Annotated in this window: 21 protein-coding genes; 7 read left to right on the forward strand and 14 right to left on the reverse strand. The window is 69.0% G+C overall.

The window, feature by feature from the left end:
- Positions 1-37 precede the first annotated feature (37 nt).
- The 4 genes from ACH414_RS06115 to ACH414_RS06130 are packed head-to-tail and all read right to left on the reverse strand — an operon-like array spanning position 38 to position 1,912.
- Positions 38-1,222: a hypothetical protein gene (locus ACH414_RS06115; protein ID WP_398940911.1), complete on the reverse strand. Its 1,185-nt coding sequence runs from the start codon at positions 1,220-1,222 to the stop codon at positions 38-40.
- Positions 1,219-1,461, reverse strand: coding sequence for a hypothetical protein (locus ACH414_RS06120; protein WP_398940913.1), 243 nt, complete (start codon positions 1,459-1,461; stop codon positions 1,219-1,221). Before ACH414_RS06120 ends, ACH414_RS06115 begins: the two co-directional genes overlap by 4 nt.
- Entirely contained in the window at positions 1,458-1,646 is a 189-nt protein-coding gene (locus tag ACH414_RS06125; RefSeq protein ID WP_398940914.1) for a hypothetical protein, read from the reverse strand. The genes ACH414_RS06120 and ACH414_RS06125 overlap by 4 nt, the downstream gene beginning before the upstream one ends.
- Positions 1,643-1,912: a hypothetical protein gene (locus ACH414_RS06130; protein WP_398940916.1), complete on the reverse strand. Its 270-nt coding sequence runs from the start codon at positions 1,910-1,912 to the stop codon at positions 1,643-1,645. Before ACH414_RS06130 ends, ACH414_RS06125 begins: the two co-directional genes overlap by 4 nt.
- A 559-nt stretch (positions 1,913-2,471) precedes the next feature.
- On the opposite strand from ACH414_RS06130, the gene ACH414_RS06135 reads away from it, so the two are divergent.
- Both ACH414_RS06135 and ACH414_RS06140 read left to right on the forward strand, forming a co-directional pair.
- Positions 2,472-3,260, forward strand: coding sequence for a GntR family transcriptional regulator (locus ACH414_RS06135; RefSeq protein WP_398940918.1), 789 nt, complete (start codon positions 2,472-2,474; stop codon positions 3,258-3,260).
- Positions 3,257-3,901 (forward strand): YdcF family protein, encoded by a 645-nt coding sequence (locus ACH414_RS06140; protein ID WP_398940920.1) that lies wholly within the window; start codon positions 3,257-3,259, stop codon positions 3,899-3,901. Before ACH414_RS06135 ends, ACH414_RS06140 begins: the two co-directional genes overlap by 4 nt.
- A 113-nt stretch (positions 3,902-4,014) precedes the next feature.
- Here the strand turns inward: ACH414_RS06140 and ACH414_RS06145 are convergent, their stop codons facing one another.
- Positions 4,015-6,738 (reverse strand): restriction endonuclease, encoded by a 2,724-nt coding sequence (locus ACH414_RS06145; protein WP_398940922.1) that lies wholly within the window; start codon positions 6,736-6,738, stop codon positions 4,015-4,017.
- Between the two features lie 309 nt (positions 6,739-7,047).
- On the opposite strand from ACH414_RS06145, the gene ACH414_RS06150 reads away from it, so the two are divergent.
- Entirely contained in the window at positions 7,048-7,410 is a 363-nt protein-coding gene (locus ACH414_RS06150) for a DUF6009 family protein (RefSeq protein WP_398940924.1), read from the forward strand.
- A 416-nt stretch (positions 7,411-7,826) separates the two neighbouring features.
- On the opposite strand, the gene ACH414_RS06155 is transcribed toward ACH414_RS06150, so the two are convergent.
- From ACH414_RS06155 to ACH414_RS06175, 5 genes are all read right to left on the reverse strand, one after another.
- Complete coding sequence (locus ACH414_RS06155; RefSeq protein ID WP_398940926.1) at positions 7,827-8,684, reverse strand: DUF317 domain-containing protein; 858 nt, start codon at positions 8,682-8,684, stop codon at positions 7,827-7,829.
- Between the two features lie 121 nt (positions 8,685-8,805).
- A complete protein-coding gene (locus ACH414_RS06160; RefSeq protein ID WP_398940927.1) occupies positions 8,806-10,278 on the reverse strand; it encodes a S1 RNA-binding domain-containing protein in 1,473 nt (490 codons plus the stop codon).
- A 251-nt stretch (positions 10,279-10,529) separates the two neighbouring features.
- Complete coding sequence (locus tag ACH414_RS06165) at positions 10,530-10,889, reverse strand: hypothetical protein (protein ID WP_398940929.1); 360 nt, start codon at positions 10,887-10,889, stop codon at positions 10,530-10,532.
- Positions 10,831-11,676, reverse strand: a complete 846-nt coding sequence (locus ACH414_RS06170) for a restriction endonuclease fold toxin-2 domain-containing protein (RefSeq protein WP_398940930.1) — start codon at positions 11,674-11,676, stop codon at positions 10,831-10,833. The genes ACH414_RS06165 and ACH414_RS06170 overlap by 59 nt, the downstream gene beginning before the upstream one ends.
- A 170-nt stretch (positions 11,677-11,846) precedes the next feature.
- On the reverse strand, positions 11,847-12,602 hold the full coding sequence (locus tag ACH414_RS06175; protein ID WP_398940931.1) for a DUF4232 domain-containing protein: 756 nt from the start codon (positions 12,600-12,602) through the stop codon (positions 11,847-11,849).
- Positions 12,603-13,317: 715 nt separating this feature from the next.
- On the opposite strand from ACH414_RS06175, the gene ACH414_RS06180 reads away from it, so the two are divergent.
- Both ACH414_RS06180 and ACH414_RS06185 read left to right on the forward strand, forming a co-directional pair.
- Entirely contained in the window at positions 13,318-14,355 is a 1,038-nt protein-coding gene (locus ACH414_RS06180) for a serine hydrolase domain-containing protein (protein WP_391769205.1), read from the forward strand.
- A 68-nt stretch (positions 14,356-14,423) separates the two neighbouring features.
- Entirely contained in the window at positions 14,424-15,314 is an 891-nt protein-coding gene (locus ACH414_RS06185) for an L-threonylcarbamoyladenylate synthase (RefSeq protein WP_398940933.1), read from the forward strand.
- Positions 15,315-15,598: 284 nt separating this feature from the next.
- Here the strand turns inward: ACH414_RS06185 and ACH414_RS06190 are convergent, their stop codons facing one another.
- A complete protein-coding gene (locus ACH414_RS06190; RefSeq protein WP_382535409.1) occupies positions 15,599-16,291 on the reverse strand; it encodes a TetR/AcrR family transcriptional regulator in 693 nt (230 codons plus the stop codon).
- Positions 16,292-16,429: 138 nt separating this feature from the next.
- Between ACH414_RS06190 and ACH414_RS06195 the strand changes: the two genes are divergently transcribed.
- Together ACH414_RS06195 and ACH414_RS06200 are read left to right on the forward strand one after the other, a co-directional pair.
- Positions 16,430-17,098: an NADPH-dependent FMN reductase gene (locus ACH414_RS06195; protein WP_382535411.1), complete on the forward strand. Its 669-nt coding sequence runs from the start codon at positions 16,430-16,432 to the stop codon at positions 17,096-17,098.
- Positions 17,099-17,112: 14 nt separating this feature from the next.
- The gene (locus tag ACH414_RS06200) at positions 17,113-18,534 is read left to right on the forward strand and encodes a DHA2 family efflux MFS transporter permease subunit (RefSeq protein WP_391769041.1); all 1,422 of its coding nucleotides are present in this window, start codon (positions 17,113-17,115) and stop codon (positions 18,532-18,534) included.
- Positions 18,535-18,835: 301 nt separating this feature from the next.
- On the opposite strand, the gene ACH414_RS06205 is transcribed toward ACH414_RS06200, so the two are convergent.
- From ACH414_RS06205 to kdpA, 3 genes are read right to left on the reverse strand one after another with little or no spacing between them, the layout of a single operon-like run.
- Positions 18,836-19,507, reverse strand: a complete 672-nt coding sequence (locus ACH414_RS06205) for a potassium-transporting ATPase subunit C (RefSeq protein WP_398940934.1) — start codon at positions 19,505-19,507, stop codon at positions 18,836-18,838.
- A 5-nt stretch (positions 19,508-19,512) separates the two neighbouring features.
- Complete coding sequence (gene kdpB, locus ACH414_RS06210) at positions 19,513-21,690, reverse strand: potassium-transporting ATPase subunit KdpB (RefSeq protein WP_398941127.1); 2,178 nt, start codon at positions 21,688-21,690, stop codon at positions 19,513-19,515.
- 41 nt (positions 21,691-21,731) lie between these two features.
- Positions 21,732-23,396 (reverse strand): potassium-transporting ATPase subunit KdpA, encoded by a 1,665-nt coding sequence (gene kdpA, locus ACH414_RS06215; protein ID WP_382535421.1) that lies wholly within the window; start codon positions 23,394-23,396, stop codon positions 21,732-21,734.
- Position 23,397 lies beyond the last annotated feature (1 nt).

The raw sequence follows: 23,397 nt of genomic DNA on the forward strand, positions 1-23,397 counted from the left end.
GCCAGGCGAGGGCCGGGCCCCGCGTCATCGGGGTGGGTCAGGCGACGTGCAGGCGGCGCTCGGCGACGACCAGGTCGCGGAGCTTGAGCGCGTCCTCGCGGCGAATCTGCAGCCGCTTGGCGAGCGCGGTCGCGGAGATCTGACGCCCCTCGGCGACGAGCTCCGCAGCGACCGTCAGGGCATCGGGCAGGAGCTCCTTGAGCTCGCCCTCGGACCGTCCCTGCGGCGGGGTCTGACGGGGCTTCTCAGACGGCTTCGGCCCAATTCCCGCTTGGGCTTCGGGGTTCGCGAGGAGCTCGGGGAAGGGGTTGAGGCGGGCGGCCTTGAACCCGGTCTCCAACAGCTCCTCGCGGACGTTGTCGCCGAGCTCGAACGCCGCCCCCAGGTTCAGCACCGCGTTGGTCGCGGTGGCGTACAGCTCGGCCGACAGACCCGGCTCAGCGCCGGTGTGGATCCGCCAGGCCGCGGCGAACGCAGCCTCATCGTCGAGCACTCCGAACGGGAGGGCGGCCTGGAGCTTCACCGCCTGCTCGACGATCTGCGGGTGGTGCTTGCGCCGGGCGGAGACGTGCGCCCGGCGGGCCTTCTTCGCCTCCTTCTCGGCCTTAGTCTTGCCGTGGGAGCCGTGGGTCTTCAGATCCCAGATGTAGATGGCGAACAGGGAGGAAGCGCCGAAGACGAACGCGACCCAGGGGTGCTCGCTGTACTGCTCCCAGCCGTGCCAGAAGTTCACCGCGGCCGCCACGGTGGCCACGGCCCAGGTACCGATCCGGTACTTCCTCGGCTCGCGGCCCGCGTCCTCGGCCTGCTTGCCCATGAACGTGATCGCCCAGGCGCCGCCCTCCAGCATCGCCGCCAGCAGGCCGGCCATCGGCGCCGCCACGGTCGCGCCGGTCAGGGCGCCGATCTGGGACAGGATCGCCGGGACGATGGAGGCGACCATCACGAACGCCACGAACAGCGTCGCCGGGTTGGTCTTCAGCCAGCGGACCAGCTTGGCGCGGCGGGCGGCCGCGGCCGCCTTCTTCGCCGCCTGCTCGGCCTGCTTCGCCTTCTTGTCGGCCTGCTCCTGGCGCCGCTTGGCCTCAGCGTCCTTGCGCCGCTCCTCCGCCCGCGCGGCCTCGCGCTGTGCGGCGGCTTCGAGCTCCAGGCGGCGGTCCTCACGGTCCTGGGCCCGCTCGGCAGCCCGATCGGCCCGGCGGTCATCGCGGTAGGTGCTCATCGGGTACCTCCGGCGGGCGTCGTCGTGATCCCGTACAGGACGTCGGCGAGCTCCTTGCGGAGCTTCGGGGAGAGACGGGCCAGCCGGAACCGGCGAGCGAACCGCTCGTCGAGACCGGCGACCGCGCGGGCGACCGTCTCGGTGATCAGGCTGGCCAGGGCCACCGTCCCGGCGAGCAGGCCGAGCGAGAGCTCCAGAACGGTCAGCACGAACAGGAGCACCTGGGCGAGTGTCTTCACTCCTCCTCACCCGCCTCGGCGAACTCCTCGTAGCGGTCGGCGCGGAGCAGGAGCCGGTCGACGCCCAGCACACCGAACGCCGCGATCGCGCCGACGTTCATGAGGTCGTTCATGCCAGTGAGGGCGCCCCAGATCTCGACGCCGATGCACAGCGTCAGCAGGACGTAGTAGGCGATGGTGTTCACGCGGCACCCCGCTCGAACCCGAGGGCGGAGCGGCGGGGGAAGGCCAGGACCCGGGCGCCGAGCAGGCCCCGGTAGTGGGCGAGGTCCTCGCCGTCGACGTCGGTCGCGGCCTCCATCTCCAGGGTGGCGACGATGTCCCGGAGCGCGTCCTGGCCGGCCGCCGAGTCGAACTCCAGCGGCTTGACGGGGTCGGCGTCGAAGCCGAGCGCGGCCTCGATCAGCTCGGCCCGGGTAACGATCCTCTGACCAGCAACGATCACGTTCATGGGTCGTACTTCCTTTCACGGGGTTGGGGCGGCCCGAACCGAGGCCCCGGTGTTCGAGCACCGGGGCCTCTCGCCGTTGGAGCGCAGGGGGTTCTCCGGCTCTCCTCGACCCCGCCCGTACGAGACGGGCGGAGGAGGCGACCGGCCGCAGCCGAGAGCTGCGGAAGTCGTGGGGTATTGCGTCGGACCTCCGATTCGCGTGGTGCCGCTGACCCCGGGGAGGTCCGACTCCCGGAGCGCGTCGCGGCGTCAAGGTCGGCCACGCGGTTCTTTAGAGCCGACTGCGTGTCCCCCTGTGGGGTTGTGGGGCCCGGTTGTGACGCGGGCCCGGTCTCGATCGGCTGGTCTCCACTCGCCACCGGTCGGAGCTGTCACGGCCGTGTTGCTGCGGTGGATCACACTGTTCAGTTGTCCGCCGGAGATCCGGCCAGCACAAAGAAGGGCCGGATCCTCGCTGTCCTGGGACTGCGAGCGGCGTGACACGACAATGACTCACAGTCCCAGGACTGTCAACAGTCCTGGGACTGTGTTTGACTGGACGTCGTAGAGAGGAGCGCGAGTGGCGCCGAAGTGGCGGGAACTGGCAGACAAGCTGGCTGAGCGCATCAGGAGTGGCGAGTTCACCCCTGGCCAGCAGCTTCCGCACATCCGCGATCTGGTCGAGGCTGGCGAAGGTTCAAAGTCCACTGTTCACGCGGCATACAAGGCTCTGGAGGCTGAAGGGCTGGTGACCTCATCCCGTGGGCACGGGACGGTTGTACGGGAACAGGCGCCGCTGAAGCGCCTTGGTATCGCGCGATACGACAAGGTGAAGTGGCGCGACGGCGACGAGGTCGCCTTCATCGCGGACCGGGTGGCATCCGGGCGGGCGTACAAGCGCGGCGAGCAGACACAGAACGTCAGCCGGGTGCCGGCCCCCGCGGTTGTCGCCGCGGCCCATGGCCTCCCGGAGGGCGCGGAGGTGTATGCGCGGGCGCGGCTGGTGAAGGAAGGCGACCAGCCGACACACACCCTGACGAGCTACTACCGACCCGAGCACGTGGAGGGCACGCGCATCGTCGACCCGGAGCCGGGCCCCGCCGGCAAGGGCGGCGGCTTCCGAGTCCTCTATGACGCCGGGTACGAGATTGACCACATGCGGGAGGAACTCCGGGCCCGCGTCGCGACGCCGGACGAGGCCGCGCTCCTCCAGCTCGCTCCCGGCGAGTGGGTGGTCGAATTGCACCGCACGACGTTCACGGCTGATGGCACAGTGGTCGAGTTCGCGGTCGGGATCCACGCGGCGACGCGGTTCTCCTGGTCATACGACTTCAAGGTCCCCGACTCTTCCCAGGAGGCGACCCAGTGATCTCCGAGCAGGTATGGACTGACGCTCAAGTCCTCTGGGACTTCCAGAAAATGAATCACGAGCCGAGGCCCTGCTCGGTTGGGATCGGCCTCGGCAGCCACGACCTGAGCGTGGCCGACGTAACGGCCGACCTCTACCACCGCGGTATGTTCCCCCTCATCGTCTTCACCGGCGCCACTAGCCGGACGACCGTTGACCGCATGCCTCGGGGAGAGGCAGAGCACTACCGGGACCGCGCGCTGGAACTGGGGGTGCCGGCCTCCGCGATGCTCGTCGAGCCGGAAGCACGGAACACTGGAGAAAACATCCGCTTCTCACGCGCCCTACTTGAGGAGCGGGACATCGCGGTCTCCTCGGTACTCCTCGTCAGCAAGCCGTACGAGGAGCGCCGAGCTTACGCAACCGCCTGCCAACTCTGGCCGGGAATCGAGATTTTGAGTGCGTCCGCGCCGATGCGGCTCGCAAAGTACGTCGACCTGATCGGGGATCCCAAGCTCGTCTTGGACATGCTAGTGGGAGCCCAACAACGGCTGCTGCTCTACCCGGATCAAGGCTTCATGCTTCGCCAAGAGATCCCAGCTTCTGTAATGGCTGCCTACAAGCGGCTCTGCGCGGAGGGTTTTACGAGCCGTCTCATCTAACGCTCTTATACCTGCGCCCGTGTGGATACATAAAGGCGGCTGCACCACTCGCTTACCTCCACCTCCCGCAGCCTGGACAGTCCCTGTGCCGCAGACAGTCATAAGCCGTTCCCTCAGCGTCGCAGCTTCAGACCAGCAACCTTGGCCCAACCTCTGACTTGCTTTCCCGTAAGTTCAAGAGTCCCTGGAGCCCACTGAACGTCATATGCCCGCGCAATGACTGCACCAAGAACATCGGGTTTGGTTGCAGGGTCTGCCTTCAATAGAGAGAGCGCCTCCGCCATCCCCGGCTTTCGCTCCAAGCATTCCAGAAGACTTTCCGGGATGAGCTCTCCCGATGAGGTGAGCGGAGTTTTCTCATTTACCTTAAGCAACCCGTCCACACCTGCATCTACGACTCCCAGCGTCAAAAGTTCCTGGCCTGCTCTCGCCTCAACCCCAGAACCACCCAATTTAACTTCTGCGCCGGCATGCACCCGCTTCAAGAGCTCGATGGAAGGACCAGGAGTCTTCTTAGGAAATACACCTCTCCCCCAGCGACGGGGCAGGTTTTCGGAAAGCAGCTTCACCGTAGACTGCTCAGTCTCCTCCATAAGAACTAGCGATTGAGCTTGCAGCCGTGCGATCCCCGCGTATTCGAACCACTGCGCAAAAGACTTAGCGTAGAGTCCCCATGTCTTCTCCCCGGCAGCTACGGCCGGGAAAGCGCGCGGAAGAGCTCGCGCGAAAGAGGCAACAGGAACCTCTTCGCCATGTTGATCCACCAGCCTCGCCAATGTCGAGTTGGCCCTGTGACGCCTCAACGACTTCGCTACCCGACGACGCAAGTACTCCTCACTATCATCAACCGAAAGGAACTCTTCCACCAGTCGAATTCGGGTGGGTTCGTACGCGAGAACGCCAAACATTCGGAGATCGCGGCTCAGGTTATATACGACCGTTTCCGATGTTTTCATAATTGAGGCCAAATCGGCGACTGCCGCATTCCCACCCAAATCGAGAACCTCTTTCACGAGTCTACCTACGGACATTGGGGAGACTCGAAGGATGAAAGACTCTTCGATAGGGACAGTCCCATTCACCAAGAAGTCACGGAAAATATCCCAGTACGTATCCAGCTTTTCGCCGACTTGTACAATTAGGCGCCTATTGAGCAGGCTCTGAACCACCTCTGCGGGAACGATCTCCATCGCCTCAGAGACGGGCACTGGGGCGTACCTGGCGATTTGATAGATCCCCTCGCGCTCATTTGGACTTAGCTCAGAAAGATCCTTCTCAAAGAGACTCTGAACGTTGAGCGCTTCGCTTACCAGTTGAGATTGCGTAACCCCGCCTGCTACCTCGCTTAGGACATGCCCGGCAAGCTTTTTAAAGAGCCAGGGGAGTCCCTGGGAGTACTCACGAAGTCGTTCCTTCAGATCCCTCACGAGCTTTGCGCCCAGTTGCTGTTCTAGTTTCCTCAGTAGCGTATCGACCTCACCCGGCCCAAGAGGTGAAAGTTGGACCACATGCGCATTTGAGCGAATTTCATCGCGCAACCGATACGGGTGAGCTTCCGTCCATCCAACAAGGTCTGTCTTCCATGCGAAGCCGACACTAATTGGGCTTTCCAACTCGTGAACTCCGAGCGCCAAGTTACGGAATTCACGCGTGAGAAGCTCATCATTAAAAATGTTTTCGAACTGGTCGAAAAAAATCAATACGGGGCCAGAGCCGGGGCTCCATTGAGCAGCCTTTAGAGTCTCTAGAGCACTTCCCAAGCTAGCCCAAGAAGATGCCTCAGGAAGCGTCAGGATTTTGTTCTTTTGAGCCTGAGTCGCTGCCCTGCGCAGCGCATGAGCTACATATTCCTGACTAGAGGCCGTGCGGGTATCAAATACAACGCACAGCCCGTCGAGCTTTCGCGCTGACTCTTTCAGTCGGAGCGCCAAAGAGCTCTTTCCCCACCCCGACTGGGCGTTAATAACCACAACAGAGGAACCGCTTGAGAGGATCTCCTCTACTTCGGAAATCAGTTTTCTGCGACCGACGAAGTACTGGGGTGAAGCAGGAAGTTGGTACTCGAAATCTGACCCACTTCCTCTAACTTCGACAATGATAGACTCTTCATATACTGGCAGGCTTGCTGTAGGTGCGGCCCCTTCAGTTCTTACATCCCGAACACTCGCTCCTGCCGCATAATCGGAATGCTTGATGAGATCAACAACAGCGCTTGGAACCCGACCCGTGTGAGCCCATGCAACAACCTCTGCAGTCGTCCTAGTTTCAGGATCGAGAGACTTGAGGCAAGAGTAAACACCGTGTTCGGTGATCACAATTGCTGGATCCGAAGTAATTAGGGAATTAAGCGCCTCGGGGGGCGGAGAAGTGAGGCCAGCTTCTTGGGCGATACGGGATGTTGCATCGGCATTCAGGTAGCGAAAAGCAGAGTCATGCTGCTCAATCACTCGAGCCTTTTCCGCGCCCGGTTGAGTGGTTCTCGGCAACGCAAAAAAGAAACCATCGATTCCGGCACCATCCTGGACGAGTCTTTCGGTATTTAGCTTACCGTAGAAGGCGACAAGCTCCTTTGCAGAAACAGGAGAAGAGTACGCCTTGCACTCGGCAATGGCCTGACGCCGATTGAGGCGATGAATGGCTGTTACGTCAAGCTCGATCCCGTCGGACGTTACGTTTAGATTCTCCAAGCGTGGCTCTTCATAGCCCAGTCGCTCAAGCACCTTGGCAATGAATTTTTCAAATAGATGCCCACGGGCGTTAGCTGCCGCAGATGGGGTGTCTCCTTCTGCAAGGATCACCATCTGTGTTTCCTGGATAGCCACGCTGGAAGCCTGCATGTGTCAATCGTAGCGACGCGGCGCCTGCCTCGAGAGGTTTTGCGTACTTCAGTCGTGCGTACCGAAGTCGGGTTGTCTGAGGGGCGTGCATCACCAAGACCGATCGGGAGTCACCGGTCCTTGGTCGCAACGACCCGTCTCGGCAACAGACGTCTGAGGCTGGCAGCCTGGCTCGCCGCTTCCTCTCCAACTGGAAGCGTGTGGCCATGCGTGACCTTGTGGTGGCCTCGGGCTGATGTGCCAGGCATACGGGCTGCAGCGCGTGGGGAAGCTGGCGGCTGGGGCAACTGGACTAGCTCAGGAGGAGCCTTGCTGGAGGATCGTGCGGCTTTGGAGCACGAGGAACAGATCGTCTGGACCGAGGACGTGAGTGACTTCGACTATGTCCGCCAGACCGTAGCTCGCTTGTCCACCACTCGTCGGAAGCCGGTGGGATGCAACGGGGCAGGCCGGCGAGTGGGCTACTCCGTGCTCAAGTCGGATGCCCCGAGCGGAGACACTGGCAGGTTCGTCCGCCGGGTGTTCTGGGTGAAGGACTACGACCGATCCGAGCAGCCCGACGGTACGTACAAGACGTCCGCGCCCAGTGAGGCCGTCGACCCGCGGACGGTCGCGCCGGGAGTCTTGGGCGAGCTGACCGAGCGTGCTTGGGGCGGTCCGCTGCCCGACTGAGCGGGCACCCGGGGCCGGGCACCATGATGACGGCTGCCGGTGCAATCGAGAAGAGACCACGGCCGCGGGCGGTGGTCTCTTCTGCGTTGCGGGCTGAGTCGCGATCTGAGCCGCGCTGAGTCGCGATGCTCGTCTCGTGGGCACCCCCTCTGACCTGCGCTGAGACGCGATGAGTCGCTTGAGTCGCGATAATTCAGAAGCTAGATGGAACATGCTCTGGCAGTGCCCGGAATCAGGCCCTCCGGTGGATGCGCGGGGAAAGCTCCGAGAGAGCGCATCAGAGAGCATCGAAGTGGCTGGTCAGCGGCCTAGGGACGCTGCTGCGGCCAAGTCTCTTCTAAGCACTTGGCCGCAGGTTCGAGTCCTGCCGGGGGCGCACGACGAAGACCCTCCCATTGGGAGGGTCTTTTTGCTGGTCAGGGGCGGTTTTCGGTCGGGGCGGGCGCGCCGGAGCAAGGGCTCCGGATGGCTTGGTCTGTCCGGCTGAAACCGGCCAGAGGGGGCCTCTGGCGGCCGTTCGGCCCGCAATCGGCCCGAAGTTTTGGGATCGCCCGCTGTCCTGCCTCACTCCGACCGGCGTGCTCTCCTCTGTCGATCAACCCCCGGCTGAACGACGGTGAGCCGCCCCTCGACTCCCGCCGGCAGGGTGGACCGGAGCACGGGTGGGGCGAGGCAAGCGAGGAACCGAAGATCGCGGCCAGGCCATGCGGCACGCCGGCGCTGAAGCTGGCGCACCACAGGTTCGGGTCCCCGACGACAGGCTCGGCCCACACCTGCCATCCGAGCTGTCCGGGCCGCGGATCGGCATCGCGCACGAGCGGTGGCACCTCCTCCAGCGAGACGCAGGCGGACAAGCCAGGGGCGAGGGCGGCGGTGCGGGGGGCGGTCGATGTCGATGCACATCGATGACACCTGCGCCGTCGCCGAGAGAGTCGCGGGTCGGGGCGCTCACCTTTCAGGAGGAAGGTCGCCACCGCAGCCAGGGATCTACGGGCGCAGGTCGATGTCAGGGCATCACGGTCCGAGAGCAGGAGAGGGGCCTGATGGCGCTGAACAAGAAGGGTTCTCGGCGGATCACAGTCGACGGGGCCGCCTACCGCTGGCGGATCCGCCGGAAGCCGTCGTACCCGCAGGGACTGTGCTGGACGCCTTTGGCCTACGCCGTCGAACTCGCCGACGACGACCGCCCGGGCAGGACGTTGGTTGTCACCACTGGCCAACCGCACCCCAGTAACTGGCTGGGCGTTGCAGCGGAGCCCGTCAGGCCGGAACATGTTGCCGCCAGTATCGAAGAGGCACTGGCGCAGGGCTGGGAGCCTGCCGCGTCCGGCTCCCCCTTCCTGCTTGACCAGTCGGCGACTTTCGTCCCGTCGCCTTGCGTCATACGTCCTGGGGCTAGAGCCCTGAAACAGCTTGCCGGTGCGAGAGGGTGATTCGACGCCGGACCGTGTCGATGTCCAGGATCTTGACCAGTAGTGCGTCACCCACCTGGATGCCGAGCTGAGGGTTTTCCAGGTGCTCGTCGGCCAGTTCGGAGTTGTGTACCAGCCCCTCGAAACCGTTCTCCACCTCTTCAATGCGTACGAAGACGCCGAACGGTATGAGTCTGGTGACGCGCCCGACAAGGGTCTGGCCGATCTGCACGGTCAGCAGCGGCATCGGATCTTCGTGCAGGGCCTTGAGGGACAGTGACACGCGTTCACGGATGGGATCGACGTCGAGAATTTCGGCGTCGATCTCCTGGCCGACGGAGACGATGTCGGATGGGTGGTTGAAGGGACGCCATGACAGCTCGGGGACATTGATCATCGCTTCGAAGCCGCCGATGTCCACGAAGGTGACGCCGAAGTCGGCGATGTGGGTCACCGTGCCGGTGACGGTCTCGCCTCGGTGAAGGGTCTTGAGGAAGGCCCAATTCCGGTCGCTCGGCGTCGGCTCGGTCTGCCAGCGGGCCCGTACCACTCCGTCGTCGTCGGGCATGACAGCGGTGAACAGAGGAGCGCGTTCACCGGCGTACACGGACAGGAGCGCTGCAGCTTCGGCATCGGACAGCCGGGCAGCCAACTCCGCGAACTCATCCTCGTCAGCGACAGCGCTGTGGATCCGGCCGTCCTTGTCCTGCCAGACACATTCGACGAGGCCCTCGGCGGGGAAGGCACCGATGACCGCGTCGACGTCGGTGGACAGGTCCGGCCACACGGCCAGCCGGGCGCGGGGAGCGATCCCGGCGCGAACCGTGTCGACGGAGTCGCGCGTGAGGCGGTGCCACCGCGAGGCGCCTTCGATGTACGTCTCTTCCAGGAGCCCGGCGCGGCATGCGGCGACTGCCCAGCGCAGACCGGCCCAGAACTCGTCGTCGCCGGGCCGCCGGACATCTGCGCCATCGGCCTCCATCTCGTACGGAGAGGAGTCCAGGCGTTCCGGGAACAGCCCGAGCGCGCGGCTTGTGGCCAGTGCCTCCCTGCAGGGCCGGCTACTGCCGATATAGAGGTACTGGTCCCATCCCACATGGACCGCGAACGCGCCTTCTGCCTCCAGCCGGCACCAGGCGCCGTTGTCACGCAACATGGCGCGCACCAACTCCAGCGCGACGTCGAGCGGTACCTCTGCCCCGTCGTGAAAGCCGGTCGGACCGGCAGGGAAGAGCCCGGCCAACCCAAAGCCGTCCACCGGAGGCTCCGCACCAAAGTGCGCGAAGGCCGGGACCTGCGGTTCACGTACGGCCAGGTGATCGACGCCGGTGTCCTCGGCGAAGGCCGCGACCGCCTGAAGATAAGACGCCTCGACCTCGCCGTGATCGCTGACCGCGTCCTCACTGCCGGTGTAGTGCCCGTGTTCGTCACGGTCGGCGGGGTCGTACTTGGTCACGCGGTAGACGTAGGGGAGTTGCACCGTCCCATCATCCAGCACGCCACTGCCACCCCCACAAGGAACTGCCCGGTAGGTGAGACAGGGGTGTGGACAACGCCCTGAGACGGATCAGGAACTGTTGGTCAGCGCAATGCTCTGTGGACATGAGCCAGCGAGCTCCTCCAACAGCGAACCCAGCCCCCGTGTCATCGGATTGGATGGCAGAGGACAACTGCATGCTTCCCGAGCTACCGAAGAGGGGAAGCGGCTCACCAGGAGATCAGACGGCCCTCGGGTGTGTGGGTGAGCGTCACGCAGCCGATCCAGTCACCATTTTCCGGGTACTCCCAGTTGTCCGCGTCGGCAAGGGTGTTCAGCAGCTCTTCGCGGGCGAGGGGCGGACCGGGCTGGAAGCCGGCGCCCCCGCTCGGAGGGGTCCAGGGGATGACGCGGCACACGTCGATCCACCCCCTGTCGATCAGGGGTAGGAGGAGGGGAACCAGCTCTCCGGGCGGAGCCGATGCGAGGGGTTCGTCCAGATCGCCGCGGACGCCCGGGAGGACGTCGATCTCACAGGCGTTGAGCATGAACGCGCGCTCGGCGGCGGAGAGGTCTTCTGGAGCGTTCACACCGGGATCGTCGCACGGCTGGTGCCGGTGGCCACAGGCCCCTCCATTGACGGAGGCGATCGGCACCGTCAGGGTCGGTGTGGATTCCACCCTCGCATCGCTCGGTTGCAGAGCGGCCTGGTCGAAGCTGCTGGAGACGTACCCTCCTCGTGCAGGCCGGGTCCCGAACGTGCTTCGCCTCGACGAGATGGCCATCGAGGGGACGTATGCCGTCCACCATGAGTTCGCGCTTGCTCTCTAGCAACGGCATTTCCCGCTCGGGATAACCGGCCACGCGGAGCTGGTAGGCGTTGTCCGGGGCCGCCTGGCCACCGCCGCCGGCCAGGCCGCCGGGTCGGAGAGTGTTCACCCACGCGCGGAAATGCTGCTGCTCTGGCGCGGTGAGGAGGCGGGTCGTCCCAGGAACCGGCGGAATCGGGTCGGCGAAGGAGATACCCGGGTCGACAGGGTTGATCACCGGAGCCAGGGCCGGCACCTGCCCGGTGTACGACGCGAGGACGACCGGGGCGGGTACGGGAACCGGCGCGGGGATGAGGGGCGGCAGGAACGGGAGTCCGGGGATGGCGGGCGCGGTCGGCGGATCGACGGCGGGCAGCTTGATGCGTGCGGCGGACGAGTCCAGTGCGTGCCCCAAGGAGCCGAGGTCCCGGATCCAGGAGCCCCCGAGCACGGCATCGAGCAGCCCGCCGTCGTATCCGTTGCCCCCGAACACCGGCTGGTCCCAGGGCATCTCGACCGCGAAGAGGTCCAGCTTGCGCTCGGCGAACGTCCCCTTGGCAGCCTCCACGTGCTCCGCATAACGGTCACATGCCTGGGCTATCTGCGCGCAGGCAGCGACGGGTCAGGGGCGGTTTTCGGTCGGGGCCGGGGGCCCCGACGGGTGGGTGGGGCGGCTGGGTGGCTTGTTCTGTGCGGCCGGGGGGCGGCCCCCCGGCCGTTCGGGCGCCCCGGCCGGCGTCAGAGCTGGGTGATCGGGCGCATCGCGAGGCCCTCGGTGCCGGCCCAGCCGTTGACGCGGGCCGCGTCGTCCACGGAGATCGTGTCGAGGCCGTCGGGCAGGTCGAAGACGAGGGTGCCGCTCAGTTCGGTGCCCTCGCCGGCGACCAGGGTCGCGGTGAAGCGGTCGGACTGGTCGTACTGCGCCTCGCCGCCCTCGTCGTTGCCGAAGACGTACAGGCCCGCGTAGGCCTTGCCGCCGCCCTCGACGACGACGGGCTCGCTGTCCGGCTCGCCGAGGGGCTCGACGATCGGGGCGCTGTTGCCGGCCGTGAGCCGCACCTGCGGCGCGTCGTTGAGGACGCACGGGGTCTTCGACCTGTTGGTGACGGTCAGGAGGAAGTGGCGCGGGGTCTCCCCGCGGGGGTCCTGGAGTTCGACCGCGGTGCCCAGTCCGGAGGCCTGGCAGTCGGCGTACTTCGTGCCGTTCCCGCCGCCGGTCTCGCCGCCGTCGCCGTTCCCCTTGCCCTTGCCCTTGCCCGTCGGGCTCCCGCTGCCGGTCCCGGAGTCGGTCGTGGGCGCGGTGGTCTTCGGTGCGCCCGCGTCCGTCGACGCGGAGCCCGAGGAGGAGGCGGTGGTGGTCGGCTTCGCGGCGGCCTTGCCGTCGTCGTTCTGGCAGGCGGCGGTCGTCAGCAGGGCCGCGGCCACCGCCGTGCCCAGGGCTGCGCCCCGCAGTCCGCGGCGCAGCGAACCGCCTCTGAACGTCTTCGAGTTCATTCCGTTCTCTCTTCCCCCGTGGCCGGCCCCAGCCGGTCCCTGTGCAAGCGACACCGTCATTGTTCCCGGGCGTTCGAGCCGGTTCACCAGCGCCCGCAGGTCTGTTACACGCCTCGTACGAACCGGCAGTCTCCGCGTGATCCGCCCCAGGCGGCCGTCCACTCCAGGAGCCGGGTGGGGGCCGGGCGAGGGTGAACAGCGGGCCCTAGGAGGCCTCGGCCGGCAGGAGGCCGTGGTCCGCCGTCGGGAGGACGCCGGGAGGACGCCGGGAGGACGCCGGGAGGACGTCGGGGGGCCTCGTTGGAGATCCAGGGCAGCCGCGCTCCCGCATGGTCGCGGTGAAGGGCGGCTCGGGCCGGGCGATCCGTACGGCCTCCCGCAGCCGGGCCAGGCGCCCGTGCGGCTCGGGCCGGACCAGGGACCCCAGTCAGCGCACGTCCTCGGGGTCGGCCACGTCGAGCGGCTTCGGGTCGACGCCGGCCCGCCAGGCGCGAACCTCCGGTACCGCTGCGCCGGGCCCATCTCCGCTCCCCCTCGCCGCCGGGCGGACGGGCAGCACGGGGCACGCGCGCGCTCGCGCCGGGCCCGTCGGTGGCGTCGTCGTCCGCGGGATCCCGTCGAGAAGCCCGTGCGGCGACCACTTTCGGCCGCTGTCGACACGTGCGCCGATCGGCGTCCGTGCGGGGCCGGGACGGGGTAGACACCTCGTGTGAACATGACGTTCGGGACTTCCCGCATCGAGCGGCTGCTCCGGGACGGGGTGCGTTCCCGCGCCTTCCCCGGGGCCGTGTGGGCCGTCGGCGATGCCGACGGGACGGTGGCGAGCGGGGCCGTCGGACTGCTCGACCCGGCGCGGCGCGACGAGCCGGTGCGGCTCGACACGCTCTACGACCTGGCCAGTCTCACGAAGGTGATCGCCGTGTGGCCGGTCGTGGGCACCCTCGTCGAGGCGGGCAAGCTCCAGCTGCACACCCCGCTGGGCACGTTCTGGCCGGAGGTCGCCGGGTATCCACTGGCCGCGGTGACCCCGCACCAGCTGCTCACCCATACGGCGGGGCTGCCGCTGCGGGCCAATCTGCGCCATCTGTACGGGACCGATCCGCAGGACGTACGGGACGGGGTGCTGCGCGAGGAGCTGCGGCGGCGGCCGGGCGAGGCCGTCGAGTACACCGACCGGGCGGCGCTGGTTCTCGGCTATCTCGCCGAGCACCTCACCGCCCGGCCGCTGCGGGAGCTGGCCGTGGACCGGATCTGGGGACCGCTCGGCATGACGGAGACCCGTTACGGGCCGCTCGCGGCGGACGTGGCGGCGCGCTGTGCGCCGACGGAGTACGACGACCTCACCGGCGCCCATCTCAAGGGCACCGTGCACGACTTCTCCACCCGGCTGCTCGGCGGCGCGTGCGGGATAGCGGGCGTCTTCTCCACGGCGGAGGACCTGGGGCGCTACCTCGCGCATCTGCTGGCTCCGGGCGCCGGGCCGGTCGGCGCGGGCTGGGTCGCGGAGTCGCTGCGCATTCGCACCGGCGAACTCGTGCCCCCGCGCGGCCTGTTCTGGCATCTCGCGCCGGGCACGGGGGTACGGGAGGACGTCTGGACGCACACCGGATTCACCGGCACCGGTCTGTGGGTGAGTCCGACGCGCGCCCGCTGGGCGGTGCTGCTCACCAACAAGCTCTACTTCACACGGGAGACCGGTCCCGTGACGGCGGTGCGTGACGCGTTCCGGGCGGCGGTCTTTTCGGCCACGTGACCGGATGGCGGTGGCGTCGTTGGGCGCCGTAAACGATCACGTAGGCGAACGGCAGTGGAGGCGCGGCAGTGGGTGACGAGCGGGCGGTGCTGGTCGGGGGGCAGATCGGCGAGACGGTCGGGGGTCGGGGCGGGGACACGGTCACGGAGTGGGCCGGGGCGGTGGTCCTCGGGGACGCGGAGGGTGTGCGGCGGGCGGCCGAAGAGCTGGCTCAGGGGCGCGCGGTGGCGCACGGCTTCGCGAACGTCTACGCGCTGACCGCCGGCCCCGACCGGGCCGCCGTCGAGCGGGTCAACCGGCTGAAGGGCCGCCCGGCCGGGCAGTCCGGCAGCGTCACGACCGTGCCGTCCGCCCTCCCCGGCGTCTTCGACTGGACCCGGCTGCCCCCGGAACTGCCCCGGCGGCAGGTCAGGTCGCTCGTCGAGGAGCTGTACGAGCTCGGCCCCTTCGGCTTCCGCGGGCCGGCCGCGGACCGGGTGCCGGGGCATCTGACGGAGGTCCAGGACGGGGTGCGGACCGTACGGGTCGTCGCGCCGGGACGGGCCTGCCCGTCGAACGCTTTCCTCGCCGCGGCCCTGGAGCGCACGGGCGGGGACGTCCTGTTCGTCACGTCGGCCAACCGGGCGCGGCAGCTGCCGCACTGGCGCGCCGAGGGGGTGGTCGCGGACTTCGGGCGGGAGCCGGAGGTGCGGGTCCTCGTCCATGCCGACGACGCGGCGGCCCGGCGTGGGCATCCGCACCACGAGCCGGTGGCGGCGAGTGTGGTCTCGTTCCACCGCGCGGCGGGGCGTGGCCGGTCGGGGCTGCCGGCGCTGACCCTGGAACGCCAGGGCTCCCTGTCGGCCGAGCACATCCGCTCGGTCGCCGCCAACCACGGCTTCGCCCTGGCGCTCTCCCCGCGCGCGGCGTCCCGGCCGGGGGCCCGCGCCTATGTCCCTGGGGCGGCACGGGGCCGGTGAGAGGCCGATCCGGGGCCGGGGAGGCGCCGATGGGCTGCCCGTAAGCGGAGCCGATGGGCTGCCGGGCGGGGGCGCCGTTGGGCCGCCCGCGAACGGCGCCGATGGGCCGCCGACGGGGGGCGCCGGCGGGCCACCCGTAAGCGGCGCCGATGGGCCGCCGGGCAGGGCGTCGTTGGGCCGCCCGCGAACGGAGCCGATGGGCCGCCGACGGGGGCGTCGTTGGGCCGCCCGTAAGCGGCGCCGCCCGTAAGCGGCGCCGCCCGTAACCGGCGCCGCCCGTGAGGTCAGGCCGGCTGGGCGCGGTAGGCGCGCAGGAAGGCGGCCACCCCGCCCGTGAGCAGGCGCTCCGTCTCCTCCTTCGGGAGCGGCACGACCCCGTAGTGGGAGCGCTGGAGGATGGTGGCCGAGCTCAGGGCCAGGAAGTGGACGGCGGCGAGCGGGGCGTCGCCGTGCACGTCGAGCAGGCCCGCGTCGGCGAGGCCCGCCATGGCCTCGGCGAGGGCGTCGGCGACGGGGGCGGGGCCTGCCTGCTGCCAGGCGGCCATGACCTCGGCGGGGACGTGCCCGGCCTCGGCGTGGATGTGGCGGACCAGCGCGAAGTGGTCCGGGTACTCGGCGATGAGGTCGGTGAACGCGTGGGCGAGCGCGATCAGGTCGCGCTCCAGCAGCTCGGGGTGGGGCGGCCGGGCGGGGTCCAGGATGGCCTGGAGGCGCGCGAGTTGGGCGTCCCTGACCGCGTTGGAGGTCCAGGTGATGACCGTACGGAAGAGGTCGGCCTTGCCGCCGGGGAAGTGGTTGTAGATCGTGCGCGTGGAGACGCCGGCCTCGGCGGCGAGCGCGTCGACGGAGGCGCGGGCGTAGCCCTCGCGACCGAAGACGCCGCAGGCGGCGCGGACCACCGCGAGCTGCTTCTCCAGTTTCCGCGGCGGGATCTCGCGCCGGGCCCGGTCCATCCACGCCTCGTTGCTGCCGGTCATGCACTCCTCCTCGTCGACACCGCAGCGTAGCCGCCGCGACGAAGTACAACGCTCATTGCATTTTTTACAATGAGCGTTGTACTTTACCGGAGGTGCGGACACAGCGGGTGTCCGCACCGCCACGGGAGGGAAACCGTCATGTCCGTCAACGCCACCGCCGCCGGCACCGCGACCGGCACCGCCACCGCCACCACCGGCCCTGCCACGCCCGCCGTCGACACCGCTCCGCTGCGCGTCGCCGTCCTCGTGGGCAGCGTCCGCGAGGGGCGCCAGGGCAGCGCCGTCACCGACTGGTTCCTCGACGTGGCCGGGCGGCTGGGCGGCCTGGAGTTCGACGTCGTCGACCTCGCCGAGGTCGACCTCCCCCTCGCGATGCCGGGCTGGGGCGGACAGCCGGACGCGCGGGCCGCGGCGGCCCTCGCGGAGGTCTCGCCGCGCCTGGCCGCGGCGGACGCCTTCGTGGTCGTCACGCCGGAGTACAACCACAGCTTCCCCGCCGCCCTGAAGAACCTCATCGACTGGCACCACGAGCAGTGGCACGCCAAGCCCGTCGGCTTCGTCTCCTACGGCGGCCTCGGCGGCGGACTGCGCGCCGTCGAGCAGCTCCGCACGGTCTTCGCCGAGTTGCACGCCACCACCGTCCGCGACTCCGTCAGCCTGCACGGCCCCTGGTCCGGGCTCGGCCCGGACGGCACGCCGCGCGACCAGGCCGTCGCCGAGGGCGCGGCGAAGGGCATGCTCGGCCAGCTCGTCTGGTGGGGCCGGGCCCTGCGCGCCGCCCGTGCCGCCCTCCCCTACCAGGCCTGACGGGAGCCCCCACCATGAGCACCACCCAGCTCCGCGCCGACCGGGCGGCCGACGCCGCCGCTCCCGGGACCCCGCTCGGCCGGGTCCTCGCCGTCGTCGTCATCGGCTCCGTCATGGCCGTGCTCGACATGACGATCGTCAACGTGGCCCTGCGCAGCCTCTCCGAGGCCTTCGAGGCCCCGCTGGCCACCATCCAGTGGACCGCCACCGCCTACACCCTCGCGCTCGCCGCCGTCATCCCGACCGCGGCCTGGGCCATGGGCCGGATCGGCGCCAAGCGCACCTACCTCACCGCCCTCGTCCTGTTCACCCTCGGCTCGCTGCTCGCCGCACTCGCCTGGGACGCGGGCAGCCTGATCGCCTTCCGCGCGGTCCAGGGGCTCGGCGGCGGTCTGCTGATGCCGGTCGGCATGGCGATGACGATGCGCGCCGCCGACCCGGCGCGCATGGGCCGCGCCATGGCCGTGGGCGGACTGCCCATCCTGGTGGGGCCGGTGATCGGACCCACGCTCGGCGGCTGGCTCGTCGACGCCGCCTCCTGGCACTGGATCTTCCTGGTCAACCTGCCTCTGGGCGCGGTGGCCCTCGTCCTCGCCGGGCGGCTGCTCCGCCCGGACGCGCCGCGCCCCGGCGCCCCGGCGCCCCGACTGGACGTCCCGGGCCTCCTGATGCTCTCCCCCGGACTGGCCCTGCTCCTGTACGGGCTCGCGCGCGGCGGCGAGGCCGGCGACTTCACGGGGCCGGGGGCGCTGCTGCCGACGGCCGCCGGGGTGCTGCTCGTCGCCGCGTTCACCCGGCGGGCCCTGACGGCCCGTGAGCCGCTGCTCGACCTGCGCCTGCTCCGCGACCGCACCTTCGCGGCCGGCATCGGCACCCTCGCCCTGTTCACCTGCGGCTACTTCGGCTCGATGCTGCTCGGCCCGATGTACTGGCAGGAGGCGCGCGGACTGACCGCCGGCGCGGCCGGCCTCCTCGCCGCCCCGATCGGCCTGACCGTCGGCACGACCATGCAGGTCGCCGCCCGGCGCATCGACACCGCCTCGCCCCGGCGTCTCATCCCGGCGGGCGTCGCCCTCGCGGCGGCCGGCATGGCCCTGAGCGCCCTGCAGACCGGCACGGAGGGCGTCGCCACCTGGCGGGTCGTCGGCGCGGCGATGGTCATGGGCGTCGGCGCCGGCATGGTCCTGATGCCGACGATGACCACCGCGAGCCGCGACCTGCCGAAGGACCGCCTCGCCGCGGCCAGCACGGCCCTGAGCATCAACTCCCAGATGGGCGCGTCCGTCGGCACCGCCCTCTGCTCGGTCGTCCTCGGCGCGGCGGGCGTCGACCCGGCCGGTTTCCGCACGGCCTACGCGGTCGCCGCGGCCCTGCTCGCCCTGGCCTTGGTACCGGCGCTGTTCCTGCCGGGGCGGCGGGGAGCACGTACGGCGTGAGGGAGCCCTGGACCTCCTCCGGGAGCCGACTCCGGGAGCCGGCTCCCGGTGCCCCCTCCCGGGGCCGCTCCTGATGCTGACTCCCGGGGCCCGCTCCCGATGCCAGCTCCCAGGGCCGACTCCCGAAGCCGGCTCCCGAGGCCGGCTCGCGGTGCCGACTCCCGAGGCCGGCTCCCGGTGCCGACTCCCGAAGCCGGCTCCCGGTGCCGACTCCCTATGCCGGCTCCCGGTGCCGACTCCCAGCGCCGGCTCCCAGGGCCGAGCCGCGCCCCCGCCCTCGCGGCCCGCCACGTGGAGCGGGTCAGCCCTTGGACACGAGGGCCTTCAGAGCGATGTTGAGCTGCAGGACGTTGACCCTCGGCTCGCCGACGAAGCCGAGGATCCGGCCGTCGGTGTGGTCGTCGACCAGCCTCTCCACCGCCGCGACGTCGAGCTTGTTGAGCTCGGCGACCCGGTGCACCTGGAGCCTGGCGTACTCCGGGGAGATGTGCGGGTCGAGGCCCGAGCCGGAGGAGGTGACGGCGTCCGGGGGGACGTCGGACGGCTTCACCCGGTAGTCGGCGGTGGAGTTGTCCTTGACGACGGCCGCCTTGGCGTCGGTCACCCACTTGACGAGGTCGGCGTTGTCGCCGGAGCGGTTGGTCGCACCCGAGAGGATGAGCTTGTAGCGGGTGTTGACCGAGTTGCTGCCGAGGCCGTTCGACGGGCGCGGCTGGAACCACTTCAGATCCGGGCCCGGCGTCTTCTCGCCGTCCTTCGGCGGAAGGTCGTAGGTCTGCCCGATGAGCGCGGAGCCGACGACCCTGCCGCTCGCGTCCTCGATCTCGGAGCCGTTCGCCTTGTCGTGGAACGCCAGTTGGGCGATGCCGGTGACGGCGAGCGGGTAGAGCACGCCGGTGATCACGGTCAGGACGAGGAGGGCGCGCAGGCCCGCCCAGAGCAACCGCCCTGCACTTCCTACGGAGTTGTTCATGACGGTCAGCCGATTCCGGGGATGAGGGAGAGGAGCAGGTCGATGAGCTTGATGCCGACGAACGGGGCGACCAGGCCGCCGAGTCCGTACAGGCCCAGGTTGCGGCGGAGCATCCGGTCGGCGCTGGTCGGCCGGTAGCGCACGCCCTTCAGGGCGAGCGGCACCAGCGCGATGATGATCAGTGCGTTGAAGACGACCGCCGACAGGATCGCGGACTCCGGCGAGGCCAGCCGCATGATGTTCAGCTTGTCCAGGCCCGGGTAGGCGACCGCGAACATCGCGGGGATGATCGCGAAGTACTTCGCGACGTCGTTGGCGATGGAGAAGGTGGTCAGCGCGCCCCGGGTGATGAGGAGCTGCTTGCCGATCTCGACGATCTCGATGAGCTTGGTCGGGTCGGAGTCGAGGTCGACCATGTTGCCGGCCTCCTTCGCGGCCGACGTGCCCGTGTTCATCGCCACGCCGACGTCCGCCTGCGCGAGCGCCGGGGCGTCGTTCGTGCCGTCACCGGTCATCGCCACGAGCTTGCCGCCGGCCTGCTCGCGCTTGATCAGCGCCATCTTGTCCTCGGGGGTGGCCTCGGCGAGGAAGTCGTCGACACCGGCCTCTTCGGCGATGGCCTTGGCGGTCAGCGGGTTGTCACCCGTGATCATGATCGTCTTGATGCCCATGCGGCGAAGCTCGTCGAACCGCTCCCGCATGCCCTCCTTCACGACGTCCTTCAGGTGGATGACACCGAGGACGCGGGCGCCCTCGCCGTCCTCGACGGCGACCAGCAGCGGGGTGCCGCCGGCCTGGGAGATCGTGTCGGTGAGCAGCCGGGCGTCGTCGGCGACGGTGCCGCCGCGCTCCTCGACCCAGGCGATGACGGAGCCGGTCGCGCCCTTGCGGACCCTGCGGCCGTCGACGTCGACGCCGGACATACGGGTCTGGGCGGTGAACTCGATCCAGTCGGCGTGCTCCAGCTCGCCCTGCCGGCGCTCGCGCAGCCCGTACTTCTCCTTGGCGAGGACGACGACCGAGCGGCCCTCGGGCGTCTCGTCGGCGAGGGAGGAGAGCTGGGCGGCGTCGGCGAGGTCGGCCTCCGTCGTACCGCGCACCGGGACGAACTCGGCGGCCTGGCGGTTGCCGAGGGTGATGGTGCCCGTCTTGTCGAGGAGCAGCGTCGACACGTCGCCGGCGGCCTCGACGGCGCGGCCGGACATGGCGAGGACGTTGCGCTGGACCAGCCGGTCCATGCCGGCGATGCCGATCGCGGAGAGCAGGGCGCCGATCGTCGTCGGGATCAGGCAGACGAGGAGCGCGGTGAGGACGATCATCGAGGTCTGCCGGTCGGCGCCCGCGTAGATGGCGAACGGCTTCAGCGTGACGACGGCCAGCAGGAAGACGATGGTGAGGGATGCCAGCAGGATGTTGAGGGCGATCTCGTTGGGCGTCTTCTGCCGGGCGGCGCCCTCGACCAGGTTGATCATCCGGTCGATGAAGGTCTCGCCGGGCTTCGTCGTGATCCTGATGACGATCCGGTCGGACAGCACCCTCGTACCGCCGGTGACGGCCGAGCGGTCGCCGCCGGACTCGCGGATGACCGGCGCGGACTCGCCCGTGATCGCGGACTCGTCCACGCTCGCGACGCCCTCGACGACGTCACCGTCGCCGGGGATGACGTCGCCGGCCTCGCAGACCACCAGGTCGCCGACGCGCAGCGAGGTGCCGGGCACCCGCTCCTCGCCGGTCCCGGTGATCCGGCGCGCCACCGTGTCGGTCTTGGCCTTGCGCAGGGTGTCGGCCTGCGCCTTGCCGCGGCCTTCGGCGACGGCCTCCGCCAGGTTGGCGAAGATCGTGGTGAGCCAGAGCCAGCCGGTGATCGCCCAGCCGAACCAGTCGCCCGGGTGCTTGACCGCGAGCCCGGTGGTGACCACCGAGCCGACCAGGACCACGAACATGACCGGCGACTTGACCATCACCCGCGGGTCGAGCTTCCGGATCGCGTCCGGCAGCGACCTCAGCAACTGCTTCGGGTCGAACAGGCCGCCGCCGACGCGGCCGGCCGCGGACGGGTGCCCGCCGGACGGCCCGTCGTGCCGGGCCGCCCCGGAGGAGGCGGCGGAGTGGGCGGCGGAGGTGGCGGAGGGGGTCGAGGTGGCGGAGGGGGTCGAGGTGGAGATCGCGTCCTCGTGGTTCATCACGTCGTGGTGTTTCACGTCTTGGTTATTCACGTCGGTGGTCATGCCGCGAGCCCTTCGGCGAGCGGGCCCAGCGCGAGGGCCGGGAAGTAGGTGAGACCGGTGATGATCACGATGGTGCCGACGAGAAGACCGGTGAACAGCGGCTTCTCGGTGCGCAGGGTGCCCGCGGTCTCGGGGACGGGCGCCTGCTCGGCGAGCGAACCGGCCAGCGCGAGCACGAACACCATCGGGAGGAACCGGCCGAGCAGCATCGCGATGCCGATCGTCGTGTTGAACCACTGGGTGTCGGCGTTCAGGCCCGCGAAGGCGGAGCCGTTGTTGTTGGCGCCGGAGGTGTAGGCGTAGAGGATCTCGGAGAAGCCGTGCGCGCCGGAGTTGGTCATCGAGTGCGCGGGCGTCGGCAGGGCCATCGCGAGGGCGGTGAAGATGAGCACGAGGGCCGGGGTGACGAGGATGTAGCAGGCCGCGTACTTGATCTCGCGGGTGCCGATCTTCTTGCCCAGGTACTCGGGGGTGCGGCCGACCATCAGGCCGGCGATGAACACCGCGATGATCGCCATGATCAGCATCCCGTAGAGGCCTGAGCCGACGCCGCCGGGGGCGATCTCGCCGAGCTGCATGCCCAGCATGGTGATGCCGCCGCCGAAACCGGTGTAGGAGGAGTGGAAGGAGTTCACCGCGCCGGTCGAGGTCAGCGTGGTGGTGACCGCGAAGATCGACGAGCCGCCGATTCCGAAGCGGGTCTCCTTGCCCTCCATGGCGCCGCCCGCGAGGTCGAAGGCGGGGCCCGGGTGGGCGAACTCGGTCCACATCATCAGGGCGACGAAGCCGACCCAGATGGTGGCCATGGTCGCCAGGATCGCGTAGCCCTGCCGGATCGAGCCGACCATGCGGCCGAAGGTGCGGGTGAGCGCGAAGGGGATGACGAGGATCAGGTAGATCTCGAAGAGGTTGGAGAGCCCGTTGGGATTCTCGAAGGGGTGGGCGGAGTTGGCGTTGAAGTAGCCGCCGCCGTTGGTGCCCAGCTCCTTGATGACCTCCTGCGAGGCCACCGCGCCGCCGTTCCACTGCTGGGTGCCGCCCGTGAACTGGCCGACCTCGTGGATGCCGGCGAAGTTCTGGATGGCGCCGCAGGCGACCAGGACCAGGGCGCCCACGACGGAGATCGGCAGCAGGACGCGGACGGTGCCGCGGACCAGGTCGGCCCAGAAGTTGCCGAGCTCGCCGGTACGGGACCGGGCGAAGCCGCGGACCAGGGCCACCGCCACGGCGATCCCCACCGCCGCCGAGACGAAGTTCTGCACCGCGAGGCCGCCGGTCTGCACGACGTGGCCCATGGCCTGCTCGCCGTAGTACGACTGCCAGTTGGTGTTGGCGACGAAGGACGCGGCCGTGTTGAAGGCCTGGTCCGGGTCGATCGAGACGAAGCCGAGCGAGCCGGGCAGGGAGCCCTGGACGCGCTGCAGCAGGTAGAGGAAGAGGACGCTCACCACGGAGAAGGCGAGCACCCCGCGCAGGTAGGCGGGCCAGCGCATCTCGGTGTCGGGATCGGCTCCGATGGCCTTGTAGATCCACTTCTCGGGCCTGAGGTGCCTGTCCGAGGAGTAGACCTTCGCCATGTGGTCACCGAGCGGCCGGTAGGACAGGCCGAGGGCGACGATCAGGGCGAGGAGCTGGAGGATGCCGGCGAGGACGGGCGACATG

The sequence above is a fragment of the Streptomyces sp. NPDC020422 genome (genome assembly GCF_044386705.1).
GTDB lineage: Bacteria > Actinomycetota > Actinomycetes > Streptomycetales > Streptomycetaceae > Streptomyces.